This window comes from Methylophaga marina (genome assembly GCF_030296755.1).
Taxonomy (GTDB): Bacteria; Pseudomonadota; Gammaproteobacteria; order Nitrosococcales; family Methylophagaceae; genus Methylophaga; species Methylophaga marina.
The window spans coordinates 2,889,375-2,912,662 of the sequence record NZ_AP027741.1 but is presented as its reverse complement, the minus strand read 5'-3'; the positions used below and the strand labels follow the sequence as shown (position 1 = coordinate 2,912,662).

Annotated in this window: 20 protein-coding genes and 1 pseudogene; 10 read left to right on the top strand and 11 right to left on the bottom strand. The window is 43.3% G+C overall.

Features of this window, described 5'->3' with window-relative positions; translation table 11 throughout:
• Window positions 1–32 precede the first annotated feature (32 nt).
• Genes QUE24_RS14750 through hrpA form a run of 3 tightly spaced genes read left to right on the top strand, consistent with a single transcriptional unit; the run spans window position 33 to window position 4,895 of the window.
• A complete protein-coding gene (locus QUE24_RS14750) occupies window positions 33–284 on the top strand; it encodes a hypothetical protein (protein WP_286304543.1) in 252 nt (83 codons plus the stop codon).
• A complete protein-coding gene (locus QUE24_RS14745) occupies window positions 281–979 on the top strand; it encodes a DUF481 domain-containing protein (RefSeq protein WP_286304542.1) in 699 nt (232 codons plus the stop codon). The genes QUE24_RS14750 and QUE24_RS14745 overlap by 4 nt, the downstream gene beginning before the upstream one ends.
• Before the next feature lie 28 nt (window positions 980–1,007).
• On the top strand, window positions 1,008–4,895 hold the full coding sequence (hrpA, locus tag QUE24_RS14740) for an ATP-dependent RNA helicase HrpA (protein WP_286304541.1): 3,888 nt from the start codon (window positions 1,008–1,010) through the stop codon (window positions 4,893–4,895).
• A 6-nt stretch (window positions 4,896–4,901) separates the two neighbouring features.
• On the opposite strand, the gene QUE24_RS14735 is transcribed toward hrpA, so the two are convergent.
• Window positions 4,902–7,241: a putative bifunctional diguanylate cyclase/phosphodiesterase gene (locus QUE24_RS14735; protein WP_286304540.1), complete on the bottom strand. Its 2,340-nt coding sequence runs from the start codon at window positions 7,239–7,241 to the stop codon at window positions 4,902–4,904.
• Between the two features lie 479 nt (window positions 7,242–7,720).
• Between QUE24_RS14735 and QUE24_RS14730 the strand changes: the two genes are divergently transcribed.
• The 4 genes from QUE24_RS14730 to QUE24_RS14715 all read left to right on the top strand — a co-directional run bounded on the left by QUE24_RS14730 (window position 7,721) and on the right by QUE24_RS14715 (window position 10,517).
• Complete coding sequence (locus QUE24_RS14730; RefSeq protein ID WP_286304539.1) at window positions 7,721–8,122, top strand: c-type cytochrome; 402 nt, start codon at window positions 7,721–7,723, stop codon at window positions 8,120–8,122.
• 75 nt (window positions 8,123–8,197) lie between these two features.
• On the top strand, window positions 8,198–8,488 hold the full coding sequence (locus QUE24_RS14725) for a PepSY domain-containing protein (RefSeq protein ID WP_286304538.1): 291 nt from the start codon (window positions 8,198–8,200) through the stop codon (window positions 8,486–8,488).
• Between the two features lie 6 nt (window positions 8,489–8,494).
• Window positions 8,495–9,178, top strand: coding sequence for a response regulator transcription factor (locus tag QUE24_RS14720; RefSeq protein WP_286304537.1), 684 nt, complete (start codon window positions 8,495–8,497; stop codon window positions 9,176–9,178).
• Entirely contained in the window at window positions 9,165–10,517 is a 1,353-nt protein-coding gene (locus tag QUE24_RS14715) for an ATP-binding protein (RefSeq protein ID WP_286304536.1), read from the top strand. The genes QUE24_RS14720 and QUE24_RS14715 overlap by 14 nt, the downstream gene beginning before the upstream one ends.
• Here the strand turns inward: QUE24_RS14715 and yjgA are convergent.
• From yjgA to QUE24_RS14690, 5 genes and pseudogenes are all read right to left on the bottom strand, one after another.
• Window positions 10,514–11,038, bottom strand: coding sequence for a ribosome biogenesis factor YjgA (gene yjgA / locus QUE24_RS14710; protein ID WP_286304535.1), 525 nt, complete (start codon window positions 11,036–11,038; stop codon window positions 10,514–10,516). The two genes, QUE24_RS14715 and yjgA, sit on opposite strands and share 4 nt — an antisense overlap.
• Before the next feature lie 5 nt (window positions 11,039–11,043).
• Window positions 11,044–11,460, bottom strand: a complete 417-nt coding sequence (locus tag QUE24_RS14705) for a secondary thiamine-phosphate synthase enzyme YjbQ (protein WP_286304534.1) — start codon at window positions 11,458–11,460, stop codon at window positions 11,044–11,046.
• Window positions 11,460–12,503: an anthranilate phosphoribosyltransferase gene (locus QUE24_RS14700; RefSeq protein ID WP_286304533.1), complete on the bottom strand. Its 1,044-nt coding sequence runs from the start codon at window positions 12,501–12,503 to the stop codon at window positions 11,460–11,462. The genes QUE24_RS14705 and QUE24_RS14700 overlap by 1 nt, the downstream gene beginning before the upstream one ends.
• A pseudogene (gene ligA / locus QUE24_RS14695) lies at window positions 12,503–14,523 on the bottom strand (NAD-dependent DNA ligase LigA). The gene QUE24_RS14700 and the pseudogene ligA overlap by 1 nt, the downstream one beginning before the upstream one ends.
• Window positions 14,507–15,325: a cell division protein ZipA gene (locus tag QUE24_RS14690; protein WP_286304532.1), complete on the bottom strand. Its 819-nt coding sequence runs from the start codon at window positions 15,323–15,325 to the stop codon at window positions 14,507–14,509. The pseudogene ligA and the gene QUE24_RS14690 overlap by 17 nt, the downstream one beginning before the upstream one ends.
• Window positions 15,326–15,387: 62 nt before the next feature.
• Between QUE24_RS14690 and queF the strand changes: the two genes are divergently transcribed.
• Both queF and cysZ read left to right on the top strand, forming a co-directional pair.
• A complete protein-coding gene (queF, locus tag QUE24_RS14685; protein ID WP_091713966.1) occupies window positions 15,388–15,777 on the top strand; it encodes a preQ(1) synthase in 390 nt (129 codons plus the stop codon).
• 88 nt (window positions 15,778–15,865) lie between these two features.
• Window positions 15,866–16,597, top strand: coding sequence for a sulfate transporter CysZ (cysZ, locus tag QUE24_RS14680; RefSeq protein WP_286304531.1), 732 nt, complete (start codon window positions 15,866–15,868; stop codon window positions 16,595–16,597).
• Here the strand turns inward: cysZ and QUE24_RS14675 are convergent.
• The 5 genes from QUE24_RS14675 to QUE24_RS14655 form a co-directional block, all read right to left on the bottom strand.
• Window positions 16,594–16,800 (bottom strand): (2Fe-2S)-binding protein, encoded by a 207-nt coding sequence (locus QUE24_RS14675; protein WP_286304530.1) that lies wholly within the window; start codon window positions 16,798–16,800, stop codon window positions 16,594–16,596. The genes cysZ and QUE24_RS14675 overlap by 4 nt on opposite strands.
• A 315-nt stretch (window positions 16,801–17,115) precedes the next feature.
• Window positions 17,116–17,469: a LysE family transporter gene (locus tag QUE24_RS14670; RefSeq protein ID WP_286304529.1), complete on the bottom strand. Its 354-nt coding sequence runs from the start codon at window positions 17,467–17,469 to the stop codon at window positions 17,116–17,118.
• Between the two features lie 74 nt (window positions 17,470–17,543).
• Complete coding sequence (locus QUE24_RS14665) at window positions 17,544–17,693, bottom strand: DUF3096 domain-containing protein (protein ID WP_286304528.1); 150 nt, start codon at window positions 17,691–17,693, stop codon at window positions 17,544–17,546.
• Window positions 17,694–17,736: 43 nt separating this feature from the next.
• Complete coding sequence (locus QUE24_RS14660; RefSeq protein WP_286304527.1) at window positions 17,737–18,303, bottom strand: HD domain-containing protein; 567 nt, start codon at window positions 18,301–18,303, stop codon at window positions 17,737–17,739.
• Window positions 18,304–18,345: 42 nt separating this feature from the next.
• The gene (locus QUE24_RS14655; protein ID WP_286304526.1) at window positions 18,346–21,795 is read right to left on the bottom strand and encodes an acyl-[ACP]--phospholipid O-acyltransferase; all 3,450 of its coding nucleotides are present in this window, start codon (window positions 21,793–21,795) and stop codon (window positions 18,346–18,348) included.
• A 166-nt stretch (window positions 21,796–21,961) separates the two neighbouring features.
• Between QUE24_RS14655 and fucP the strand changes: the two genes are divergently transcribed.
• The gene (fucP, locus tag QUE24_RS14650) at window positions 21,962–23,233 is read left to right on the top strand and encodes an L-fucose:H+ symporter permease (protein WP_286304525.1); all 1,272 of its coding nucleotides are present in this window, start codon (window positions 21,962–21,964) and stop codon (window positions 23,231–23,233) included.
• Window positions 23,234–23,288 lie beyond the last annotated feature (55 nt).

Below are 23,288 nucleotides of genomic sequence, written 5' to 3'. Positions count from 1 at the left end.
CTTTTTTATGTAGGATGCGGAGGAATTCGCTAGTGTCGCCAATCAGATATCTATTATTAGCTATTTTGTTAACACCACTAGTTACGCATGCAGCCCCAAGTAAAATTGAATTGATTAACGGTGATACGCTTACCGCTGATGTCGTCGCTGAAACAGACGACACATTAAAACTTAATCACCCCTTGCTTGGTGTGATGGTTATCCCGAGAGCACGTATAAAAAGCCTTGTCTCATCGACAGATACAACGCCTACACCGCCGCCACCAGAAAAAAACCAGAAGTGAAACATGTAGAGGCTGACAGAGGTTTGTTCGGAACCGGGCTTTACACCAACTGGAAACGTCGGCTTGACCTTGGCTTTGGTGGTACTGCCGGTAAGTCCAGCACAAACCAACTGAACGTTGGATTTAATGCCGATTATGAATCAAAACAAATGCGGACTGCGCATAAAACCGCGTTCTTCCGAGCCGAATCTGATCATGAATTATCTTCACAAAGTTTTTTTACTTCAATGAACCGAGACTGGTTGAGACCCAACTCTCCCTGGTTTCAGTTTGCAGGTGGACGTTTTGATCTGGATGAATTCAAAGACTGGGATTACCGTGCTAATGCCAGTTCTGGATTTGGTTATGAGTTTGTGAATACAGATTCTTGGTTATTCGTGGGGAGAAGCGGTCTCGGTTTTAATAGAACCTTTGGCGGTGAGCAGCAGGACTTTACACCAGAGGGAATGTTAGGAATTGAAACCAAGTGGAGTATGAATCAATATCAGCATGTAGAGTTTTCTAATACGTACTACCCCAGCCTCAATGACCGCGATTACCGTAATCTCACCTCTTTCGACTGGATTCTGGACTTAAATAGCTTCGTGGGTGTAGCACTCAAGCTTGGTATTACCAACGAATATGACTCCACCGTACATGATGATACTGACCCCAATGATTTTAAATATACTGTCTCGTTAGCCTGGAAGCTGTAGAATACCCGCTTTTTGCTGTAAACATACTGTGAATAACGCTGAGCAAAACTTAACGCAACTTATCCAGTCCTCCATGCTATCTGATCGTTATCGTCTTCAACGTCAGTGGCAGCAATTACGTAAAAATAAGGCAGATGCTGAAAAAATCAGCGCCTTCACTCAGCGTGTGTTGCGATCCGTTGAACGTGCGCAACAGCGCTTGAAACAGATACCCAAACCGGATTTCAGTGCTGACTTACCCGTTATCGAACGTCGACATGAAGTCGCCAAAGCTATTGAAGAGAATCAGGTCATTATTCTCTGTGGCGAGACCGGCTCTGGTAAAACCACTCAGTTACCCAAAATTTGCCTGGATTTAGGCCGTGGTGTTACTGGCATGATAGGCCATACTCAGCCACGCCGAATCGCAGCCAGAACGGTAGCGACACGTATTGCCGAAGAGTTAGGCTCAGAAATTGGACAAACCGTGGGTTACAAAGTCCGTTTTCATGATCAAGTGAATGCTGAAAACAGTTATATCAAACTGATGACAGATGGTATTTTACTGGCTGAGACACAAAATGATCGCTTCCTGAATCAATACGACACCCTGATTATCGATGAGGCCCATGAACGCAGTCTCAATATTGATTTTTTACTCGGTTATATCAAACAGCTGTTACCCAAACGCCCTGATTTAAAAGTCATTATTACTTCAGCAACAATCGATACCGAACGCTTTTCCAAACATTTTGAGCATGCCCCGGTGATTGAAGTCAGTGGCCGTACCTACCCAGTAGAAATTCGCTACCGCCCTCTCCTCACAACCGATGAAGACTCACCCGATTATGATATGGTCTCAGGTATTGTGGCAGCAGTTGATGAGCTCTGCCGAGAAGGGCCCGGAGATGTATTGATATTCTTGGCCGGCGAGCGTGATATTCGTGATGTATCAGAAGCTTTACGCAAACATCATCCGCCACAAACTGAAATTTTACCTTTATTCGCCAGACAATCTGCTGCTGAACAAAACCGGGTGTTTAAGACCGGTGGGCAACGACGAATTATCTTATCTACTAATGTTGCTGAAACCTCATTAACGGTGCCAGGCATTCGCTACGTTGTTGACCCAGGAAATGCACGTATCAGTCGTTACAGTGTTCGCAATAAAGTACAACGTCTCCCGATAGAAAAAATTTCCCAATCCAGTGCGAATCAACGATCAGGGCGTTGTGGCCGTGTAGCCGCTGGCGTGTGTATACGGTTGTACGACGAAGAGGATTTTAATAACCGCCCGGCATTTACTGATCCAGAAGTTCTTCGCACTAATCTGGCATCAGTCATTCTACAAATGTCAGCGTTGAAACTGGGTAATCCAGCTAAGTTTCCTTTTATTAATCCGCCGCCACAAAAAATGATCAACGACGGTTATCGGCTTTTAGATGAATTGGGTGCCGTCGATAAACAACGTCGTATTACTGACATTGGCAGACAGTTATCCAAGCTGCCCATCGATCCTAAAATAGCCCGGATGTTGCTTGCAGGTGCAGAACAAAACAGTCTGACTGAAGTGCTCATTATTGCCAGTGCTTTGAGTATTCAGGATCCACGTGAAAGACCGATGGACAAGCAGCAGGCGGCGGATGAGGCCCATTCTAAATATAAGGACGAACGTTCTGATTTTATTGCTTTTATTAAACTCTGGAATCATTATCACGATAAGAAAAAACACCTTAGTCAGAATAAACTAAGAAAGTATTGTAAAGAGCAATTTCTCTCCTTCTTACGCCTTCGTGAATGGCATGACATCCATCAACAACTGCATGTGCAACTGGCTGAACTGGGCTTAAAATTCAATCAACAAGAGGCCAGTTATGACAGTATTCATCGCGCACTGCTCGCTGGTTTACTGAGTCACATCGCCACAAAAACAGATAAGTTTGAATACACAGGCGGACGAAACCTCAAGCTACAAATATTTCCTGGCTCAGCTTTGCATAAAAAAGGGCCTAAATGGATCATGGCGGCTGAGCTGGTTGAAACCGGTAAATTGTATGCGCGCATTGTGGCTAAAATCGAACCCGAATGGATTGAGCCAATTGCTGGTGACCTGGTCAGACGTCAATACACTGACCCACACTGGGAGAAAAAACCCGCCCAGGTGGTTGCCTTTGAGTCAGTCACACTGAATGGCTTACCCATTGTTAATCGCAGGCGTATTCACTACGGACCTATTGACCCTTCTTTATCAAATGAAATTTTTATTCGCTCAGCATTAGTTGAAGGTGACTGGCATTGTCAGGCAAAATTTTTCCAACATAACCAACGTCTCATTGAAGAAATTGAGTTACTTGAACAAAAGTCTCGTCGTCGAGATGTGTTAGTCGATGACGATACCTTGTTTGATTTCTATCGCAGCAAAGTACCGGATAACATCATTAACGGTGCCGGTTTCGATAACTGGTGTAAGCAAGCAGAAAAGAAAGACCCTAATCTGCTCATGCTAAGCAAAGAGATTCTGATGCAACATCAGGCTGAACAAGTCACCGTCGATCAGTTTCCCGATCAGATTCTTATCAATCGTGTTCCTCTGCCGCTTGAATATCATTTTGAACCCGGTAAAGCCGAAGATGGCATCACTCAGACAATTCCGCTCTCTCTGTTGAATCAGACAAGTAAAGAACGTTATGAGTGGTTGGTACCAGGCTTACTTCGCGAGAAAGTGATTTTCTTGATTAAAGCGCTACCCAAATCATTGCGTCGTCATTTTATTCCAGTACCTCAATATGCCGACCAATGCATCAAATCCATGTCGGCTGACTCGGGCGCTCTATTACCAGCGCTCAGTGAACAACTGAGAAAACTGACAGGTATTGAAATTGATGTGACGGATTGGCGTACTGAAGATCTGCCGCTATATCTGCAAATGAATTTTAAGCTGGTAGATGAGCAAGGTGAACTATTAGATGAAAGTCGTGACCTGGATAAACTAAAAGAAAACTGGGCACGAGAAGCCGCTGCCAGTTTCAGGCAAATTCCTGACAGTGACTATGAAAAGAAAGGACTGTCAACCTGGTCATTTGACTCACTACCAGAACATATCACACTAGAACAAAACGGCTTACAAGTCACCGCTTATCCAGCGCTTGTCGATAGAGGGGATTGCGTTGATTTAACCTTAATGGATACAAAACCTCAGGCTCAGGCCTTAACACGACACGGGCTTCGCCGCCTTTTCATGTTAAATCAAGCAGATGCAGTCAAGTATTTGCATAAAAATCTACCAGATATCAAACAGATGTGCTTGCACTATGCCAATGTGCCGCCATCGCCATACTCAGATGATGCACAAACAGACCTGACGCCGTGTGAACAACTTAAAACCGACTTAATTCAAGTGGCCTTTGACCGCTGCTTTATTTTGGATAAGCCGGCCATCACGGATAAAAATGCATTCGAACAACGTATCGCCGAAAGAAAAAGTGAGCTAATTAATCTAGCCGCTAAACTCGCTCAGAGTATTGCTAAGCCGCTTGCTGAATATCATGCAATTGCAAAAAGACTGTCTGGCAACATCCCACTGGCCGCCATTAACTCTGTAAACGATATCAAACAACAATTAAGCTTTTTGATTTATCAGGGGTTTGTGCATGATACGCCAGATGAAGCCTTGACCAGGTTGCCCGTATATTGTCAGGCTGCAGGTATCAGATTGGATCGTCTATTGACCGATCCCAATAAAGACAAACAACGCATGTCCGAAGTCATGCCTCACTGGCAAAAGTTCATCAATAAGGTCAACAAAATCGAAACACCAGCCTTTAGAGAGTATCGTTGGATGCTGGAAGAATTTCGTATTTCAGTCTTTGCTCAAGAGCTTAAAACCGCTTACCCCATCTCGGGTAAGCGCTTGGAAAAGCAGTGGCAAGAATGTTGATTATTATTAAATAACCCATGGTGCGGGGCGCCCCACATGGTAGCCCTGCACAAAATCAACACCAATATGTTGCAAGCTGATTAGCGTCGTATCATCCTCAACAAACTCGGCAACCGTTTTAAGCCCCAGTACCTGACCTATACCGTTGATAGAGTTGACGATTTCCAGGTTAACTGAATTCTCCACACAATCTTTAACAAACATGCCATCAATTTTGAGGAAATCAATGGGTAATTGTTTCAAATAAGCAAAAGACGACAAACCACTACCAAAATCATCCAAGGCAAATAAACACCCTACTTTTCTCAGTTCATTAATAAAATAAAGAGCACTGTGCATATTGGTAATGGCAGCTGTTTCTGTAATTTCGAAACACAGCACCGCGCCAGAATCAACTAAATCAGCAGCATGGATTAACGAGATAATTTTGTCATAAAAGCGTGTATCGCCCAGAGATTGGCCTGATAAGTTAATACCATATACACCACTGACGTCTCGCCCTTCACTACGGGCACGCTCAATACGTGACAAAACATGACTCACTGTCCACATATCAATCGATGCTGCCAGGTTATAACGCTCAGCTGCAGGTAAAAAGTGGCCTGGTGGAATAATTGAGCCATCATCATCAAGCATTCGTATCAATAACTCACAGTGAGGTAAGGTACTGTTTTTCTTTTGTGTAGCCACAATAGGTTGACTGTAGAGTACCAGCCGGTCATTACTTAATGCCTGTTGTATTCTTGAGACCCATCGCATTTCGCCACTACGTTGTACGATTTCCTGATCATGACTGCTAAACACATGGATACGATCTCTGCCTGCTTCTTTTGCGGCGTAACAGGCGTTATCTGCTTGTTTAAAGATATCAGTCATCGTGCTCGTGGGCGTGATGTTGACCATGCCAACACTGATAGAAGAGTTAAACGATAAATCATGATCGATAAATTCAAAATGACGAATTTTATCCATCACTTTGTTCAACTTCGCTTGTGCCTGTGTTGCAGACGTATCCATGAAAAGAATGGCAAACTCATCCCCACTCAGCCTGGAAAGCACATCAGAAGGCTGAAGTTCACATTTGATTAGGTGCGCGATTTGTATCAGTAATTTATCACCTGCTTTATGACCACAGGTATCGTTGATAACTTTAAACTGGTCAACATCGATATAACAAAACACATGATTAGGTTCTGTTTGCTCCTGAAGTAGCAGTTGTAGGTGTTTCTCTATGGCAAATCGATTAGGTAATCCTGTCAATGTGTCATGTAGCGCAAGATACTGAAGATCTTCTGAAAGTAATTTCTGCTCCGTAATATCTTGCGCATGAATGACAATGTAATCGACTTCGTTTTTATTATTTCTTACTGCTGAGACGGTGCCTGATAACCATAATGGTTTTTTGTCACGACCCAAGCATTTTTTGGTGATCTGATATTGCTCAACATCCCCTTCAACTAATTTATAAAAATCATTTCCTGGTTGATCAGGTTCATCATCATGCAGTAGTTGCAGCATATTGATGCCTTTGAATTCTGTCTTGCTATAACCAAATAAATCGCAACTCGCTTTATTCACATCAAGAATAATTAAATCAGCATTGGTGACAAAAACGGGAACGCCAGCATTTTCAAAAGTCTGTGTCAGAAATACTTCTTTATTTTGTAGCGTTTCAACAAGGTGGGTTTGTGCTTCATTTATCTGAGTTAAATGTTCTACTAGGTGTTCATTTTCTTGACGCAACTGCAGACTTTCCATGACCCTTGCATGCAGATTTCTAAATAACATTGTGCAGGCGATCATATAGGTGATTAATGTCAGCGCTTCTACTTCTAAATCGACATAAAACATAGCGCCTATGATGCAGATTAGCATCGGATAGACATAAGCGACATAACTGGTGAGGCTACTGAGCATTGAATAAATTGCACCAGAACAGAGACCGGCAATGACCAGAGGAATAATCAATTGATGATTAAATTGTGAATCACCATCAAAAGCAAATCCCAGACTGCCCCATGCCAGTCCTGATAACAGCACACCAGCGGCGTATATTTTCTCGTAACGAGCAACTGTCGATGCCGTTTGTTCATGTTCAGTAAAATGACTCTTGAGATAGTGAATAAGCAACATCCTAAAAAGGATGGCCAAAAAAGTAAGCATTCCCCAAATGAAGAGCGAACTTGCATTTTCTGATGAATGTAAAGCAAGCAAAGTCAGAATAAGGATGACAATATTTGTCATACTGGCGATAAAGCCCTGCTGTAACAAAATGCCGACTCGCATTTTGTTAATTTTAAATTTCTGAGCATGTCGCTCTAAGTGAGTTTGGCTAACCGTTTCCAACTTTATTCCAGAATCGTAAATGTATTTAATTATTTGAACTGATTCACACGATGACACAGTTAATCATACTTATTGATGATTTACGTGTGAGACAGTTCACGAGAATACGAAAAATTGATATTCAACACCAGCTTTATTCAGGAGTAGTTCAGTTTAAGTCTGCTATTGTTCTCTTAATGACTGAGCGGAGGTGAATTCGTTTGGATGATATCTTTCTTATTGCTATCAGGCATGAGCAATTGTATCAATTCTGCAGCCGAAGTTAAGCAGGTACACTTAGTATTGAAAAGAATAGAATAATCATGACCTGTGTCATGGCATGAAAATACGCATTAAACGAAGATAGATGGCGTCAATAAACCGTACGCCAAGTGAAACAATACCATGCACATTAATGGTAATGGCCATTGAGTTGAACGTATAAATAAGACAGGCTGTTGATGTTCTTTATCACTTCAATAACCATATTAAGAGCGGCTATGAACCCTATAAAATCAGTTGCCATTTTGTTTTCATTCGCCAGTACACTATTAGCATCATGTCCATTGTTTGCGGATGGTAGACCATATACAGTGAAAGCAAATAACAAAGTAGACTCTGATACCTTCATTGGCTACAAAGTCTATCGAACCTGGTGTGCAAGATGTCATGGCACCTTCGGACAAGGATTGGCAGCCAGTGACTTAACAAAAACCTTAAAAACAACGGATAGAGATGAGTTTTTTACTGTTGTTGCCAGAGGAAAAAAAGGCCGAATTGGGGTAATGCCTGCTTGGCAATCGAATGATAGCGTTATGAAAAACAGAGATAGAATTTATAGTTACTTAAGGGCCAGAGCTGATGGCGCGCTTGGGGCTGTAACACCCGAGTTGATCGACTGATGTCAGTGTTTATGATGAACCTTTACCATTCAATTCAGCTGCTTATATTTACTCACGGAATAGTAAGGCCAAGCCATGTATAGAGTTTTATTAATACTTCTTTTTACCTGTCCACCACTCCTTGCATTTGCGGATGAACATCGACCTTACGAACAAGAGCCGGGCAACAACATTAATGAAATTGCTTTACCCTTAACGACACATACAGCAGCTGAACTGGCAAAAGTTGAAACAGGCGGAAAAATCCTTTCCGTTGAAGAAGAGCACTACGGTAGCAAAACGGTATTTCGTGTTAAAGTGCTGCATAACGATGGAAAAGTAAAAAATCACCGATTTGATCGTGACTCCGGCCATTCAGTTCCATGAGGTTGCATGCGCGTTTTATTAGTAGAAGATGAGAAACATCTTCGTGAACAAATTACCCAACAATTAAAACAACAAAATCTCACTGTCGATGCTGTGGCAGATGGTGAAGAAGGCCTTTTCATGGGGGCAGAGTATCCCTACGATGTGGCTATTATTGATTTGGGGCTGCCGAAACTATCTGGTATTGAACTGATTCAGTCATTACGCAAACAAGGATTTGACTACCCTATCCTGATATTAACAGCACGTGGTCGCTGGCAAGATAAAGTTGAAGGCCTTGAATCTGGTGCTGACGACTACCTGGTCAAACCATTTCATTTTGAAGAGCTTATCGCACGTATCAACGCACTTAGCCGCCGCGCATCAGGTTGGTCAAATCCAACACTAAGCTGTGGTCCAATCACACTCAACCCGGCCACGCAAGAAGTCACCAAAAACGGTCAGCTAATTGAACTAACAGCTTACGAATATCGTTTACTTCATTATCTATTGCTGCATGCGGGCGAAGTCATTTCAAAAACAGAACTCACCGACCATATCTACGAACAAGATCAAGATCGTGATAGTAATGTCATTGAGGTATTTGTAAAACGTTTACGTAGTAAATTGGATCCAGATAAACAACTTAATCCAATAGAAACATTACGTGGGCGTGGTTACAGGCTTAACCTGCCCCGTGAAAGTCATTAATTTCTCTTTATCCAACCGGGTTCTTGTTGCTGTCAGTCTCGTACTAACAGCGTTTCTGGGTATCTCTGCCATCAGTCTGAATAATGCATTTAAAACCAGTGCAGAGCTGGAACAAAAGAAACGTTTAAAAAACTATGTCTATACTCTACTCACAGCCGCCGAGATCAATGATAAAGGTGAGTTAAAAATGACTCACGATTTGGCAGAACCGAAATTTTCTATACCTAACTCCGGTCTTTATGCACAAATCACCAGTAACGGTAAGATTGTATGGCAATCTCCTTCAGCAATCGGTCATTTTTTATCTCTGCCTTTTCAACCCGGGCCATCGAATGAACACTACACTGTCGTTGAAATAGATGCAGGAATGAAGTTACAAAACCTGGCTTTCGGCATTGTCTGGGAAACTGAAACCGGTAAAGAGCTTGACTATACCATTAATGTGGCTGAAGACATGTCTACCATTAAAGAAACCACAGCCAGTTTTCAGCGCAGTTTGTGGTATTGGTTAGGAGGAACGGGATTAATGCTGTTATTAGCACAATGGTTAATCCTCAAGTGGAGTTTGCGCCCATTACATGACGTTGCCAAAGATTTGCATGCGATTGAAACCGGTGAGCATGATCGTTTAAATGATGAGTACCCACGTGAACTCAAGCAACTCACCAACAATATTAATGCCCTGCTTGATCATGAACAATCACGCCGTCAACGCTACAAGAATTCGCTAGCTGATCTTGCACATAGTTTAAAAACGCCCTTATCTGTTTTTCGTGGCGAACTGGCTAATAACCACGATCTGGAAAACTTGAAGAAAACAGGCTATGAGCAGCTTGACAGAATCAGTACCCTGGTTGATTACCAACTACAACGAGCATCAACAGAAGGTAAGAGCAGCCTGCTCGCTCCCGTTTCTGTCGGTGAGATTATTCATAAAATCATAGGTAGCCTTGATAAAGTCTACAAAAACAAAAATATACATGCACAATGTGAGATTGAGCGTGATGCGTACATTCATGCAGACGAAGGTGATATGTATGAGTTATTAGGCAACTTATTGGAAAATGCTTACAAGTACGGTAAGCAAGAAGTGCATGTCATTGCCACCAGTTCAGGGAACATGGTCAAAATCCGTGTCGAAGATGATGGGTCTGGAATTCCGACCCGTGCAGAAAGCTATATTATTAAACGCGGACATCGTATCGATACCCAGGCTGAGGGACAAGGCATTGGCCTGGCCATCGTCAGCGATATCATCATGGCCTATGAAGGTAATATCCACCTAGAACGTGGCCGCCTAGGTGGGGCAAGTTTTATTGTCGAATTACCGAGAATTTAATCTTGCTGCTGTGACTGAAGGTACTGAAATAACTGCCTCGCTGACTTTGGAGGCTTGTCCTGTTTCGCTTCACGCTGTGCATTTCTGACGAGTTGTCTGACATGCTGAACATCAAAGTCATCAAAGGCATGAATAAGTTCAGCATAGACTTCATTTTCACCAGACAGCAAACGATCACGCCATTGTTCTAGTTGATGAAACTGTTTTACCTGGCCCTGATGAGGTTGCTTTAATTGCTGTAACTTCGTATTTATCGCTTCGTGATCACTGTTTGCAATCAAGCCACCGATATAACCAACTTGTCTTTTTAATGCACCTTTGCTCATTGATTGTGCACTCAGAATGGCATCATAAAGATCTTCAGATAAATCTAACTTTTGTAGATCTTTTACAGGTAACGCGATTAACGCACGGCCCAGCTCTTTTAACGCATTAAGCTCCTGTTTTACTTGCGTTTTACTTTTCTCAAACTCCCAGTCAGCCGGCCAATCTGCATCCTGATCATGTTCAAAATCTGACATAAATTTTACTCACCTATAATGGTCACGATCACGCGACGCCTCTGTTGATGGGCACGATGTTCCCATAAATAAATACCTTGCCAAATACCGAGATCACACTGTGCAGCACTCACAGGCATGGTCAGATCTGGATTGGTTAATACCGTCCGAATGTGAGCACTCATATCGTCAGGTCCTTCGTCTTGATGTCTGAACATGGGATCACCATCCGGCACTAAATGCTGCATAAAGGTTTCAAGATCGTGACGAACATCGGGATCGGCATTCTCACAGAGCATTAATGAGGCACTGGTATGTTGAACAAAGACATGGCAAGTACCTGTGCTTATTGCGGACTCTGCAACCAATTCTTGTATATCGCGGGTGATATTGGTGGTGCCACGTCCTAGCGTTTTGAATGTTAATGTACGTTGAAAAACCATTATACGAGTCCAGCCTCAAAGTGTGATTTGGCCTGACCACTATCAATGACTTGTCTGACAACATCAGCGGCTTTTCGCTGTGACTCAATCAGGCCACAATGCCAAAGTATGATCGCCGCACCATACACTAAACTGTCGTATGCCGCCCCTTTCTCACCGGCTAGGGCTTGCAGCCCTTCATCCAATGTTCGTTGAGCTGTGACCGTATCATCCGTCTTAACACCACGCGTATCTTGTTCGATGCCAAAGTTTTCAGGTTCCAGTGTGCAGGCCTCAACTGCGCCATTCACTAATCGATGATTATTTGATGCTTCTCTCAGCGTCGGGACTAGACCACCTTCCAGACCCCGTGCAATAAACGCAGAATCATAACCAAAAGCTTTTGCTAACCAAGCTAAAATATCGGGATATTCTTTATGAACAAAGCCGATACCTAAATGTGTTTTTTGCTTTGCTTTGAGTGGCATAATCATTTTTTCTAATGTTGCCAAGCTCGGACGTTTAATCATTTGTGTCCGTAGCGTTTCTAATGCAAATAATGCAGGACTTGCCTGAGCTTGATCTAAATAGGCCCAGCCAATCTGATTGTTCACTACCGCTTCAGCTGCTTCAGCTGTCGACTTTTCAGTACTATAGCCAGCCAGCTTTAAAACCTGAGCATGGGTAACACCAAATTTTGGCCCCATTTCAAATACGCCTTGTGACATTGCAGGTAAACCACAGGCTGCCAGAACAGCCGGTAAAAAGGCTGTCATCGGACAATGACGATTAAAACCATTGAATGGGTCAGAAAAAATAAATAACTGGTCGACATTGACTGATTGGCTATCGGTAATGGACTGACAGGCTCTGAGAATGCCTAAGTTCTCTTCATTAGTCTCCCGTTTCATTCGCATGGCAATAAAAAATATAGCTGCACGAACAGGGTCAGCCTGACCAGACAGAATTTCCATCATGACATCAAATGCTTCTTGCTCCGTCAGATCTTTACTGAGATGCGGTCCAGTGGCAACTTTTTTAATTGCGTCTGCGAGTGCTGTCATTATTTTTCCTGTGTTAACCAGTCTTGTAATGTTGCTTCATCAACTACATCAATACCTAATGATTCTGCTTTGGTGAGTTTCGAGCCGGCATCAGCGCCGGCAACCACATAATCGGTTTTTTCGACACGCTCCCGGCTACTTTTGCACCGAGTGCTAATAATTTTTCCTTGGCTTCACTGCGCGATAAAGTCTGTAGCGTTCCAGTTAGCACAATAGTCTTACCACTCAAAGCCGTATTAGTCTGTTTTTTCTCTTCGTTTTGCCAGTGAATACCCACGCTTAACAAACGTTCAATCACTTCACGATTATGCGTTTGTTGGAAAAAGGTCTCAATGTGGTGAGCCACAACAGGGCCCACATCTTCAATCTCCATAAGACTCTCAGATGAGGCCTGCATCAATTCTTCCAGCGATGCATATTGCAAAGCCAAAGCACGTGCCGTGGCTTCACCCACTTCACGAATACCAAGCGCATACAGAAACCGTTGGAAACGTGTTGATTTTGCTGCATTCAAAGCATTCACCAGATTTTCAGCAGATTTCTGCCCCATACGTTCCAAACTGGCGATAGTGTCGACATCTAATAAAAATAAATCGGCGACATCTTTGATGTGTCCGGCATCCACCAGTTGTTCAACTAACTTATCCCCAAGACCGTCGATATCCAGGGCTTTTCTCGATGCAAAGTGTTTGATCGCCTCTTTCCGTTGTGCGGCACAAAATAAACCACCACTGCAACGCGATACCGCTTCCCCTTCTTCCCGCTCTACATCCGAGCCACAAATGGGACAAGCTGTTGGCATGACAAACTCGCGTGCGTCATCAGGACGTTTAGTGATGATTGTCTTCACGACTTCCGGAATCACATCACCTGCACGTCGAACAATCACTGTGTCGCCGATACGCACATCTTTACGACGAATCTCATCTTCATTGTGTAATGTGGCATTAGACACGGTTACACCACCGACAAATACCGGCTTCAAGCGTGCAACCGGAGTCAAGGCACCTGTTCGACCGACCTGGATTTCAATATCTTCTACCGTAGTCATCTCTTCCTGTGCAGGAAATTTGTAGGCAATTGCCCAGCGTGGCGCTCGCGAAACAAAGCCAAGTCGTTCCTGCAAAACGGTGTCATCGACTTTAAACACCACACCATCGATATCATATTCAAGGCTGTCGCGACGTACTGCCAGCTCATCGATATATTGCTGGCAGGCTTCTAAACCCTCTAATACTTTGAGTTCAGGTGAAATTCGACAGCCCCACTCTGCTATCAAATTCATAGCGGCAGAGTGACTGCTGGGACGCGACATACCTTCAATCACGCCAAGGCCATAACAGTAAATTTCCAGCGGTCTGGATGCGGTGATCTTTGAGTCAAGCTGACGCAACGATCCGGCTGCAGCATTGCGTGGATTCACAAATGGTTTTTTATTATTTGCCAACTGAGACTGGTTCAACTTTTCAAAACCAGCTTTAGGCATAAAAATCTCACCACGAATCTCAACAACCGCAGGAATAGGTCCACCTTGTAACTTCAATGGCACAGAATTGAGGGTGCGTACATTGGCAGTCACATCCTCACCTGTGGAACCATCGCCTCGCGTTGCTGCTTGAACCAGGACACCATTTTCATAACGGATACTGATGGCAAGACCATCAAGTTTGGGTTCCGCCGCATAGGTTTGTTCTTTATCAGTATTCAACCAATCCCGCACACGTTTATCAAATGCAGCTAACTCTTGCTGATCAAACACATTGTCCAAAGACAACATGGGGATGGCATGCTGAACTTCATCAAACTTATCTAACGCTTGACCACCAACACGCTGTGTAGGCGAATCGGCAGTGAGTAACTCAGGATGCGTTTGTTCTAAGCTCTGCAGTTCCCGAAATAAACGGTCATATTCACTATCCGGTACTTCTGGATTATCCAATACGTAATACTGGTAACTGTAGTGATTGAGAGTATCGCGCAACTCGGCAGCACGCTGCCTAACATCAATTGAAATAGTCATTCGACAGGTGATCACTTTCAGCTTGAACGGACATTTGGTACTCGAAAATTTTCGTACGCATCGACTCTATGGCGGCATCACTCACAGGCTGTCGAGTTTCATCACACAGCACGCCACCTAATGATTGCGTCATATTTTTAGCGGTATCCAGTAGGTCATCAAATAATGCCAAACCACTTATTGGTGCGGGTAATCGCGCAAAAATCAGTAAGCCCGGGGTCGACATGGACACAAATTTATCAGGTAAAAGTGTGCCAGGATCAATGATATTCGCCACACTGAATAACGACTGTTTGCGTGAACCTTGGGTAAACCGATGATAAATCTGCATATCACCAAAATGTAAGTCCTGATTTTCCAGCGCGGCCTTGACCTGCTTACCTGAAAACATCGTGCCTGACTCAGCCATAATCGTAAAAGCAATAACCATGTCCCAGTCTTGCGCTGGCGCAGGTTCTGGTTTGGCTTTCTTAGCTGGTTTTTCTTGCTGAATATCCTGGAGTGGTGGCTCTGGTTCTGCACTCACAGCTTCTTCATTGGAGAGTGGCTCATCAAACAAGTCCATGTCGACTTCGCTGGATTCTGTTTCACTAAACGACGAAGTTGGGTGTGGCGTCTGTTCATGCAACTCTTGTTCAAAAAGTGCGTCAAAGCGTTCTTTGAATTCGTCGTCTTCATCGTTGTGAAGATCCAGTTCACGCTCAAATTCCCTGGCACGTTGCTGGCTCTTGTAATTGGCGTACCAACTGACGCCAACAAACGCGATGATAATAACGATAATGAGGATAATTATTTCAGACACTTAATATAATCTTTCACTTAAGAGATAATAGTCATTTTATTTTATTACTTTAGAGAGCATCCATGTCTACACAGCCAAGCAAACAATTAGAAACTTTCGATAATGCAACACCGGAGCGCGATTATACCATTCACATCGAAACATCTGAATTTACCTGTCTGTGTCCCAAGACCGGACAACCCGATTTTGCCACCATCAAACTGGACTATGTACCAGATGAAAAATGCGTTGAATTAAAGGCCTTTAAACTTTACATGTGGTCATACCGCGATCAAGGCGCATTTCATGAAAAAGTGACCAATACCATTCTGGATGATTTGGTAGCGGCATGTCAGCCAAGATTCATGCGCATCACAGGGATATTTAACGTTCGTGGCGGCGTTTACACCACAGTCGTAGCGGAATATCGTAAAGAAGGCTGGGTCGCACCAGAACCTGTCACACTTCCATAAATGCATAATGAGCGATACTGATTCCAGCCAGTATCGCTTTTTTCTATATGACGCTAGTTATCAAATCTAAACACTGAATGAGGCCATTATGCGAAAAATGATCCAGGGCGCACGATACTTGATTCAGGGGTTTAGCTTAATTAATCAGCCTGGCATCAGACGATTTGCCTATTTGCCGATGCTCATTAACACCTTGCTGTTTAGTGGTGCCATCTGGTTTGGCTTATCTCATTTTGATGGTTGGCTTGAGGCATTGATGCCCGACTGGTTACCGTCATGGTTGGAAAGTGCTCTGACTTGGATCATCTGGCCGCTGTTTGTTGTGCTACTGGCATTAATTGTGTTTTTTACCTTCTCCATAATCGCCAATATCCTAGCGGCACCTTTTAATGGCATTCTCGCTGAAATGGTTGAAACCAAGATGTCAGGAGCCAGTCCACCCGATATGCCATGGACGCAAGTCATCAAAGACACACCAAAAATGGTGATGAATGAACTGCGTAAAACCGCTTATTTATTACGATGGATGCTGCCATTATTACTGTTATCCTGGATACCCGGTTTAAACCTTATTGCGCCAGTCTTATGGTTTTTCTTCTCAAGCTGGACGCTTGCACTTGATTATCATGATTACCCCATGGGGAATCATTTATTAGGTTTTAAAGAACAACGTGAGAAACTTCGCCAACACCGAAGTCTGGCGCTGGGATTTGGTTTTGCTACGTTGCTTGCCACCATGATTCCTATCGTTAACTTTTTAGTGATTCCAGCCGCAGTCGCTGGGGCAACGATGCTTTACATAGAAAACCTAAAAACTTAACCATCTAAGCCCTGAACTAATTCATCCAACAATGCTTCAATATCCCATTCGCAAGAACCACAGCCAGACACGGCACCGGTTTTACGAGAGATAGTATCAATATCAACTATTCCCTGTTCAAACAGGCTTTCTATTTTGGCTCGGGTTGTGCCACTACAATCGCAAATGACTTCATCCAGACGCGTCTGGCAATCATCACTCATATTTATCTCTTCCACTTCTGTTTGATACTCATATCGATGTGAGTTGCTAACTAATTAAACTGACTGAGAACTATATCCACGGTTAGCCAAAATGCAATTAGACACAAGATGACTGACATAAATCGATAACTTTTTTGCAAAACGACAGCACTTTGAACATGCTTGGCAAGCAAAACATAAGCTAATTTTACCCAAGCTACGGCAATCGCAGTAGTACTTAACAACATAAGCAATGAAGATAATGTGATATCGCTGCTACCGAGATAAACAGGCAAGATGCCAAGGTAAAAAATATCGCCTTATAATCGACTAAGGTCAAAGTAAAACCAGCCATAAAGCTAGCCAAGCTAGTTTTTTTCCTGAAGTTGCCATAGCAGCATGGCGATAAGGCGAGTGCCAAAGCTGATAACTGAATAGCACTAAAATAATGATTGCCATTATTTGCAGTAGCCACCGGTGTTGCTCAAGCCAAATAGCCACTATTGTCAGTCCAAACATGGCTAGTAACAGATACAGCAAGTCTGCCGCTACAATTCCCAAGCAGACCATAACACCCTGTGATACGCCGCCTGATAAGGTACGTGATACAACCAGCATCACACTGATACTTGGCAAAGCCGCCATTGCAGAAAGCAGAAAAAATAAGGCGATGCAATCTAATATCGTCATAACGCTGTCATAGGGATAAACATAAAAAAGCCCCGATGAAATGTCGAGGCTTCTTCAGCATTATGTGTTTTATCTCATGGTGTTAAATTAATACTGGTACCAAATAAGCCAACTAAACCAATAATAATCAGATAAATCGCAACAATGTAACTCAATAGTCGCGGTACCATCAGAATTAAAATACCGGCAATTAATGAAATCAGTGGGGTTAAAGCTAAAGTCATTTCTCTCTCCTTGTTATTGGAACAAATGAGTATGCCTGTGAGGTTATTCAGTGGCAACTTCCGCCGCATCATCAGCTAACAACCACCCCTGTTGAGTAGCATAATCAATCTTCTCACTCAGCCATTGGTGTAGTTCTGGAAAATCATCAGCAATAAAGGCATGCGCATTTTTAACTTGTGAAGCCCTAATCTGGTGTGACTTCCAGGTTTTACCTTCAGCGGCGATATTCAATAAAAATGGCAGTAGTCTGTCGACTGTTTTCATGAGTTTTGCTTCAGTACTGTGACCAAACTCCTGCTCATCCCATAATGTAAGCAAGTCTTGAATATGATTACCGCTATGTTCTGAAAAACGTTGTACACACAGCCTCTCAGCTTCATTGGACGTTTTTCTTTCTTTTGAATATAGAAAAGTATCACCGGCATCAACTTCACCTAAGTCATGCACCAATGCGTATTGCAGCAATTTAGCCATGTCAACATCAAACTGAAAATACGCCGCTATATTCCAGCAAGCCATTGCAAGATGCCAGGAGTGCTCAGCAGAATTTTCTAAACGCTCACCACCCGTAATATAGCTACGACGTTGAATGTGCTTTAAGGCATCCAACTCCAGAAAAAGTTGGTTACCTGATGTATATCCATCATCCCTCTACCCGTTATTGAATAGCTTGTGCAGCAAGTTTTTTGCTGCATTCAAATCAGTCTTGCCCGTCCCCAGTTTTGGAATGTCTTCGACATATAGCAGTTTACTAGGCTGCATCAGCGGTGATAAGTGCTCGCTGATAGTTTGTTTTATATCAGCCTCCGCCTGTTCTTGCGTGTATAGCAGCACCACTTTTTCGCCTTTTTTCTCATCAGCGACTGTCGTGGCCAGAATATCGACCTCCTCACTCAGGTGAGGTTTTAAAGCCGACTCAATGGCACCAAGACTAATCATTTCACCACCGACTTTGGCAAAACGAGAATAGCGGTCAACAATGACCAGAAACCCATCCTCATCAAGATGACCTTTATCTCCTGTGTGATACCAACGCACGCCATCTTGTTCAGTAATGACAGACTCCGTTTTTTCCGGATCATCAAGATAAGCAATCATCACTTGATTACCACCAATCAAGATTAAACCATCTTCACCAGCGGGTAAGTCTTCGAATGTGTCTGGATTAACAATTCTGAAACGTGTGCCCGGTAATGGCATACCAACGGTACCTAGTTTGCTGCCAATCTGTGTGGTTAGAGTATCGGGAGCCAGTTTATCTGGAATATTGACACTAGCGACCGGGGTTGTCTCCGTTGCACCATATCCTTCATAAATGGTTTTATTGAATTTGATTTTGAAGCTATCACGTACTTCCGGATTCAGTTTTTCTGCGCCAGAAACCACAATCCGCAAAGAGTCCAACATCAAGGGTTCGACTTTACGGTTGCGGACATACATACGCAAAAATGTCGATGTACCACAAAGTATGGTGCCACGGAATGTCGCAATCCCTTTAGCAATATTCCTGACATCTGTTGGGTCGGGATGACATATCACGGGTAGCGACTCTACCAGCGGCAAAAATGTCGTGACCGTCAATCCGAAAGCGTGAAATAAAGGCAAAACAGACATCACGACATCATCACGTTCAGTATTAAGAACATCAGCTACCTGCCTGATATTACTCATAACATTTCGATGAGAAAGTAATACCCCTTTTGGCACCCCTTCACTGCCGGATGAAAATAAAATGACAGCCGGGTCTTCTGCTTTGACGGCCTTCATATAACGTGCTTTGATAACTTCCATCGGCATTAACCGAACAAAAACCATCATACTAATGAAGTCGCGCTTTTTAATGTTCTGACGCAAATCTTCCATATATAGTACATGTTTGGCCGTATCCAAAAGACTCGCGTCAAACCCTTTATTAGCCAGTTTTTCAATAAATTTTCTAGACGTGATAATGGTATTAATATCAGCTTTCTTGCCGGCTGCTGCTAGTGCCTCAGCCGATGCAGTGAAGTTAAGGTTCACCAGTGTTTTGCCACTCAATAAACTCGCAATATTGGCTATCACTCCGGCACTGGAGCTTGGCATTAGAATGCCAATGTTTTGATGGCAATCAGAAGGTAGCTGCTTAGAAAATAGAATAGCGGCACTTAACATCCGGTGACCACTGGTGGTTGATCCAATAATATCCGCCGCAGCCATTTCACTGCCCTGCCGCTTTAAACCTTTAATGATGGCTTCAGGCAACGTTTCCAGGCTTTCAGTATAGTTTGTCCAGGCATCTACCGACAGTTGTAAAACGGCTTGTTTCACAGCAAAGCGATCTGAATTGATCGCGAGAGGTTCGCCAAAGGCCACAATTAAGTCCGAAAACGACTGCTTACTACGTAAGGTTTTCAAACGATCACTGGAGCGTGAGAAACGGCTCCCCCATAAACCACGAAGATAGAACGGTACTATCACCGCATCAGCATCAGCAGCAGCCACTTCAAAACCACGTTGAAACTCACCTAAGTGCCCGTTACGGCTAATGGCGCCTTCGGGAAATAAACAGACGACTTCCCCTTTATTTAAACTTTCTCTGACCGCATCCAAGGCCTGTTTACTTGCGCCCGTCCCTACAGGAATAATGTTAAAAAACTCAAAGATAAAGCGCAGATACCAACGCTCATATATAGATTTTGCCATCACAAACCGTAGCGGACGTGGACTGGCCATTTGTACAATTGCCCAGTCAATCCAACTGATATGGTTGCCCAGCATTAATACGCCACCACTCGCTGGAATTCTTTCCATATTTAATACAGTGAGCCGGTAACGAAGCGAAAACACCAATGAAACAACTAGACGCGCTAATGATTGTGGTAATTGTGTGATGGTATAAATGGCACCGATTATGGCCACCGCTAGTAAAATCGAAAAAATCCCGAGGCTATTCATGCCTGCATAAGCAGCCAGAATCGTTAGCAACAAGAAAGACAGCATGGCAATGTTTTGAATAAAGTTATTGCCCGCCAGTATTCGACCCATCTGCCCTGACTTAGCGTGATATTGAATCAATGCATTAAGTGGAACCAAATAAAGCCCACCGAATACGCCAAGTAAAAAGAAATTAACCGCTTGTAAAAAAGGTGTAATGGCAAAACTGACAAACGCTACACACAATGCCACGCCCATCGCGCCAAGAGGAACAAGCCCGGTTTCGATATAGTTGGACGACAGCTTACCCGCTAAAAAAGCCCCAATAACGATGCCGATACCGGCAAAGGCCATCGTACCCTGAATAATGACCGTATTATCGATACCAGCAATATCTTTAGCAAAAGCAGGAAAAGTGGCCAGCATGACCTGGCAAAGAGACCAGAACACGGCAAGCCCAATAACAGACCGAAAGATTACTTGGTTGCTAGTCAAATCCTTCATAATGCCCACGGCTGAACGACCACTCAGATACGCTTTAGTATCAAACTCTTGCTCTTTGCGTACAGATGACTTCGGCTCAAGTTTTAAGGCTGCTAACCACTCGATTAGGGAAAGAGCCACTAAGACCCAACCTAGAGGCGCAATCAATGGCAAGATATCTTCTGCTTGATAATAATAGTGTTTGCTGAGTAAAGACTCGAAACCAAAACTAAAAGCCAGCGTCCCCAGCAAAATCGCGGTGGTGGTCACAGATTGAATAACACCATTACCCGAGGCTAGGTTTTTAACACCGACCAATTCCCTGATATAACCATATTTGGCGGGAGAATAAATGGCACTTTGAATCGATAAGGCCAGCGTCATCAGAAAAGCGGCCCAGAACCAAGCCATATAATAAAAAATCGTAATTAGAACCGTCGCAACAACTGCAGATAAGGCACTGTATTGCATGACTTTATTTTTCGGATATTTATCCGCAAGAAAAGATGATGGCGTCATCATCAATATGAACGGTAATAAAATTAATGCATTAACCAATGCTGACAGCATGATTTGTACATCACCATCATAGGTTTTAAAGATAGTGTTTTGAATCAGAATCTTATGCCCCAAATCAACAAAGGCATTTAAAAAAGCAATCAGGCTGAATAATAAAAATCCTTTAATAGCAAATAATGCTCGCATGCACAGTCCTTTTGATAAATCATGAATGACAGGCAACACAATACAACAGCTATTTAGTATTAGGGAAGTGTCGTACCCTTGTTGCTGATACTGGACAAATGACAGTTATCTAGGCGAGTATCGACTATAACTTTATTAATGAGTTACGCAACGTTGCGGAGACACAATGACTGAACTCAAACCCTTTGTTTATCGTGATAAACGCCATATCTTTTTGTTATTGATAATTTGTTTTGCTGCCTGGGGTGTAGCCGCCAATATGACGGATCCCCTGGTGAAAGTATTCAGCAAAGTATTTGTCATGAGTCAGGTGGAGGCAGCATTGGTTCAGTTTGCCTATTATGGTGCCTATTTCTGCCTAGCCCTGCCAGCTGCTTTCATTAATCGTCGTTACTCATACAAGACAGGTGTACTGACGGGGTTAGGTTTAGCCACATTAGGGGCTTTTGCTTTTTACCCAGCAAGCCAGGTCATGGATTATCACTTTTTTCTGATGGCCCTATTCATGCTAGCCGCCGGCCTGTCAATATTGGAAACTTCAGCCAACCCATTTGTGATGTCGCTTGGCCCGGAAGACAATGCCACGCAACGGCTGAATTTGGCTCAGGCTTTTAACCCGGTGGGTACCAACATAGGTGTGTTTCTTGCAACGACGCTGATCCTCCCCAACCTTAATGTCGCTGATGCGACTGCACGCGCCATGATGCCACTGGAAACCTTACAGCAGGTTCAAGCAGAAGAACTAACAGCGGTCATGTTTCCTTATGTCGCCATGGCGTGCATTTTATTCATTATCTGGCTACTTATCTTGCTGATAAAAATGCCGACAGCGAACAGTGTTAACCCGCAGGAAACACGCAGCAATATACAGGGCTGTTTCGGGCGCTTATATGCTAATAAACATTACCGCTATGGCGTTATTGCCCAGTTTTTTAATGTGGCCGCACAAGTCTGTATCTGGACCTATACCATTCAGTATGTACAGGAAGCCATTGGTGGAACTGAAACTCAAGCAAGTCGCTATTTACAATACAGTTTGCTTGTTTTTTTGATAGCCAGGTTCACCATGACAGGCATTATGTCACGCTTTAACCCGTCAAAGTTAATGCTGATTCTGGCATTAACAGGATCGATTTTGTGCGTCTATGCGGCTAGTGTGCCTGACATAACAGGAATATGGGCTGTGGTGATGTTATCCGCTAGTTTATCGCTTATGTTTCCAACCATTTATGGTGTGGCACTGCAAAAGCTGGGGGAAGATACAAAATTTGGCGCGGCAGGATTAGTCATGGCTATTTTAGGTGGAGCCATAGTGCCTCTTCTGCAAGGCAGTTTGGTTGATAATTTTACAACGGCACTCTCATATCTGGTGCCAGCAGGTTGTTTTTTAGTTGTTGCAGCTTATGGCTATTTTGATATTCGGTATTATCGCATATAAAAACGGCTTAACTTGATGAGCAATTCGAAATCAGGGCTTATTCTTTAACGCCCTT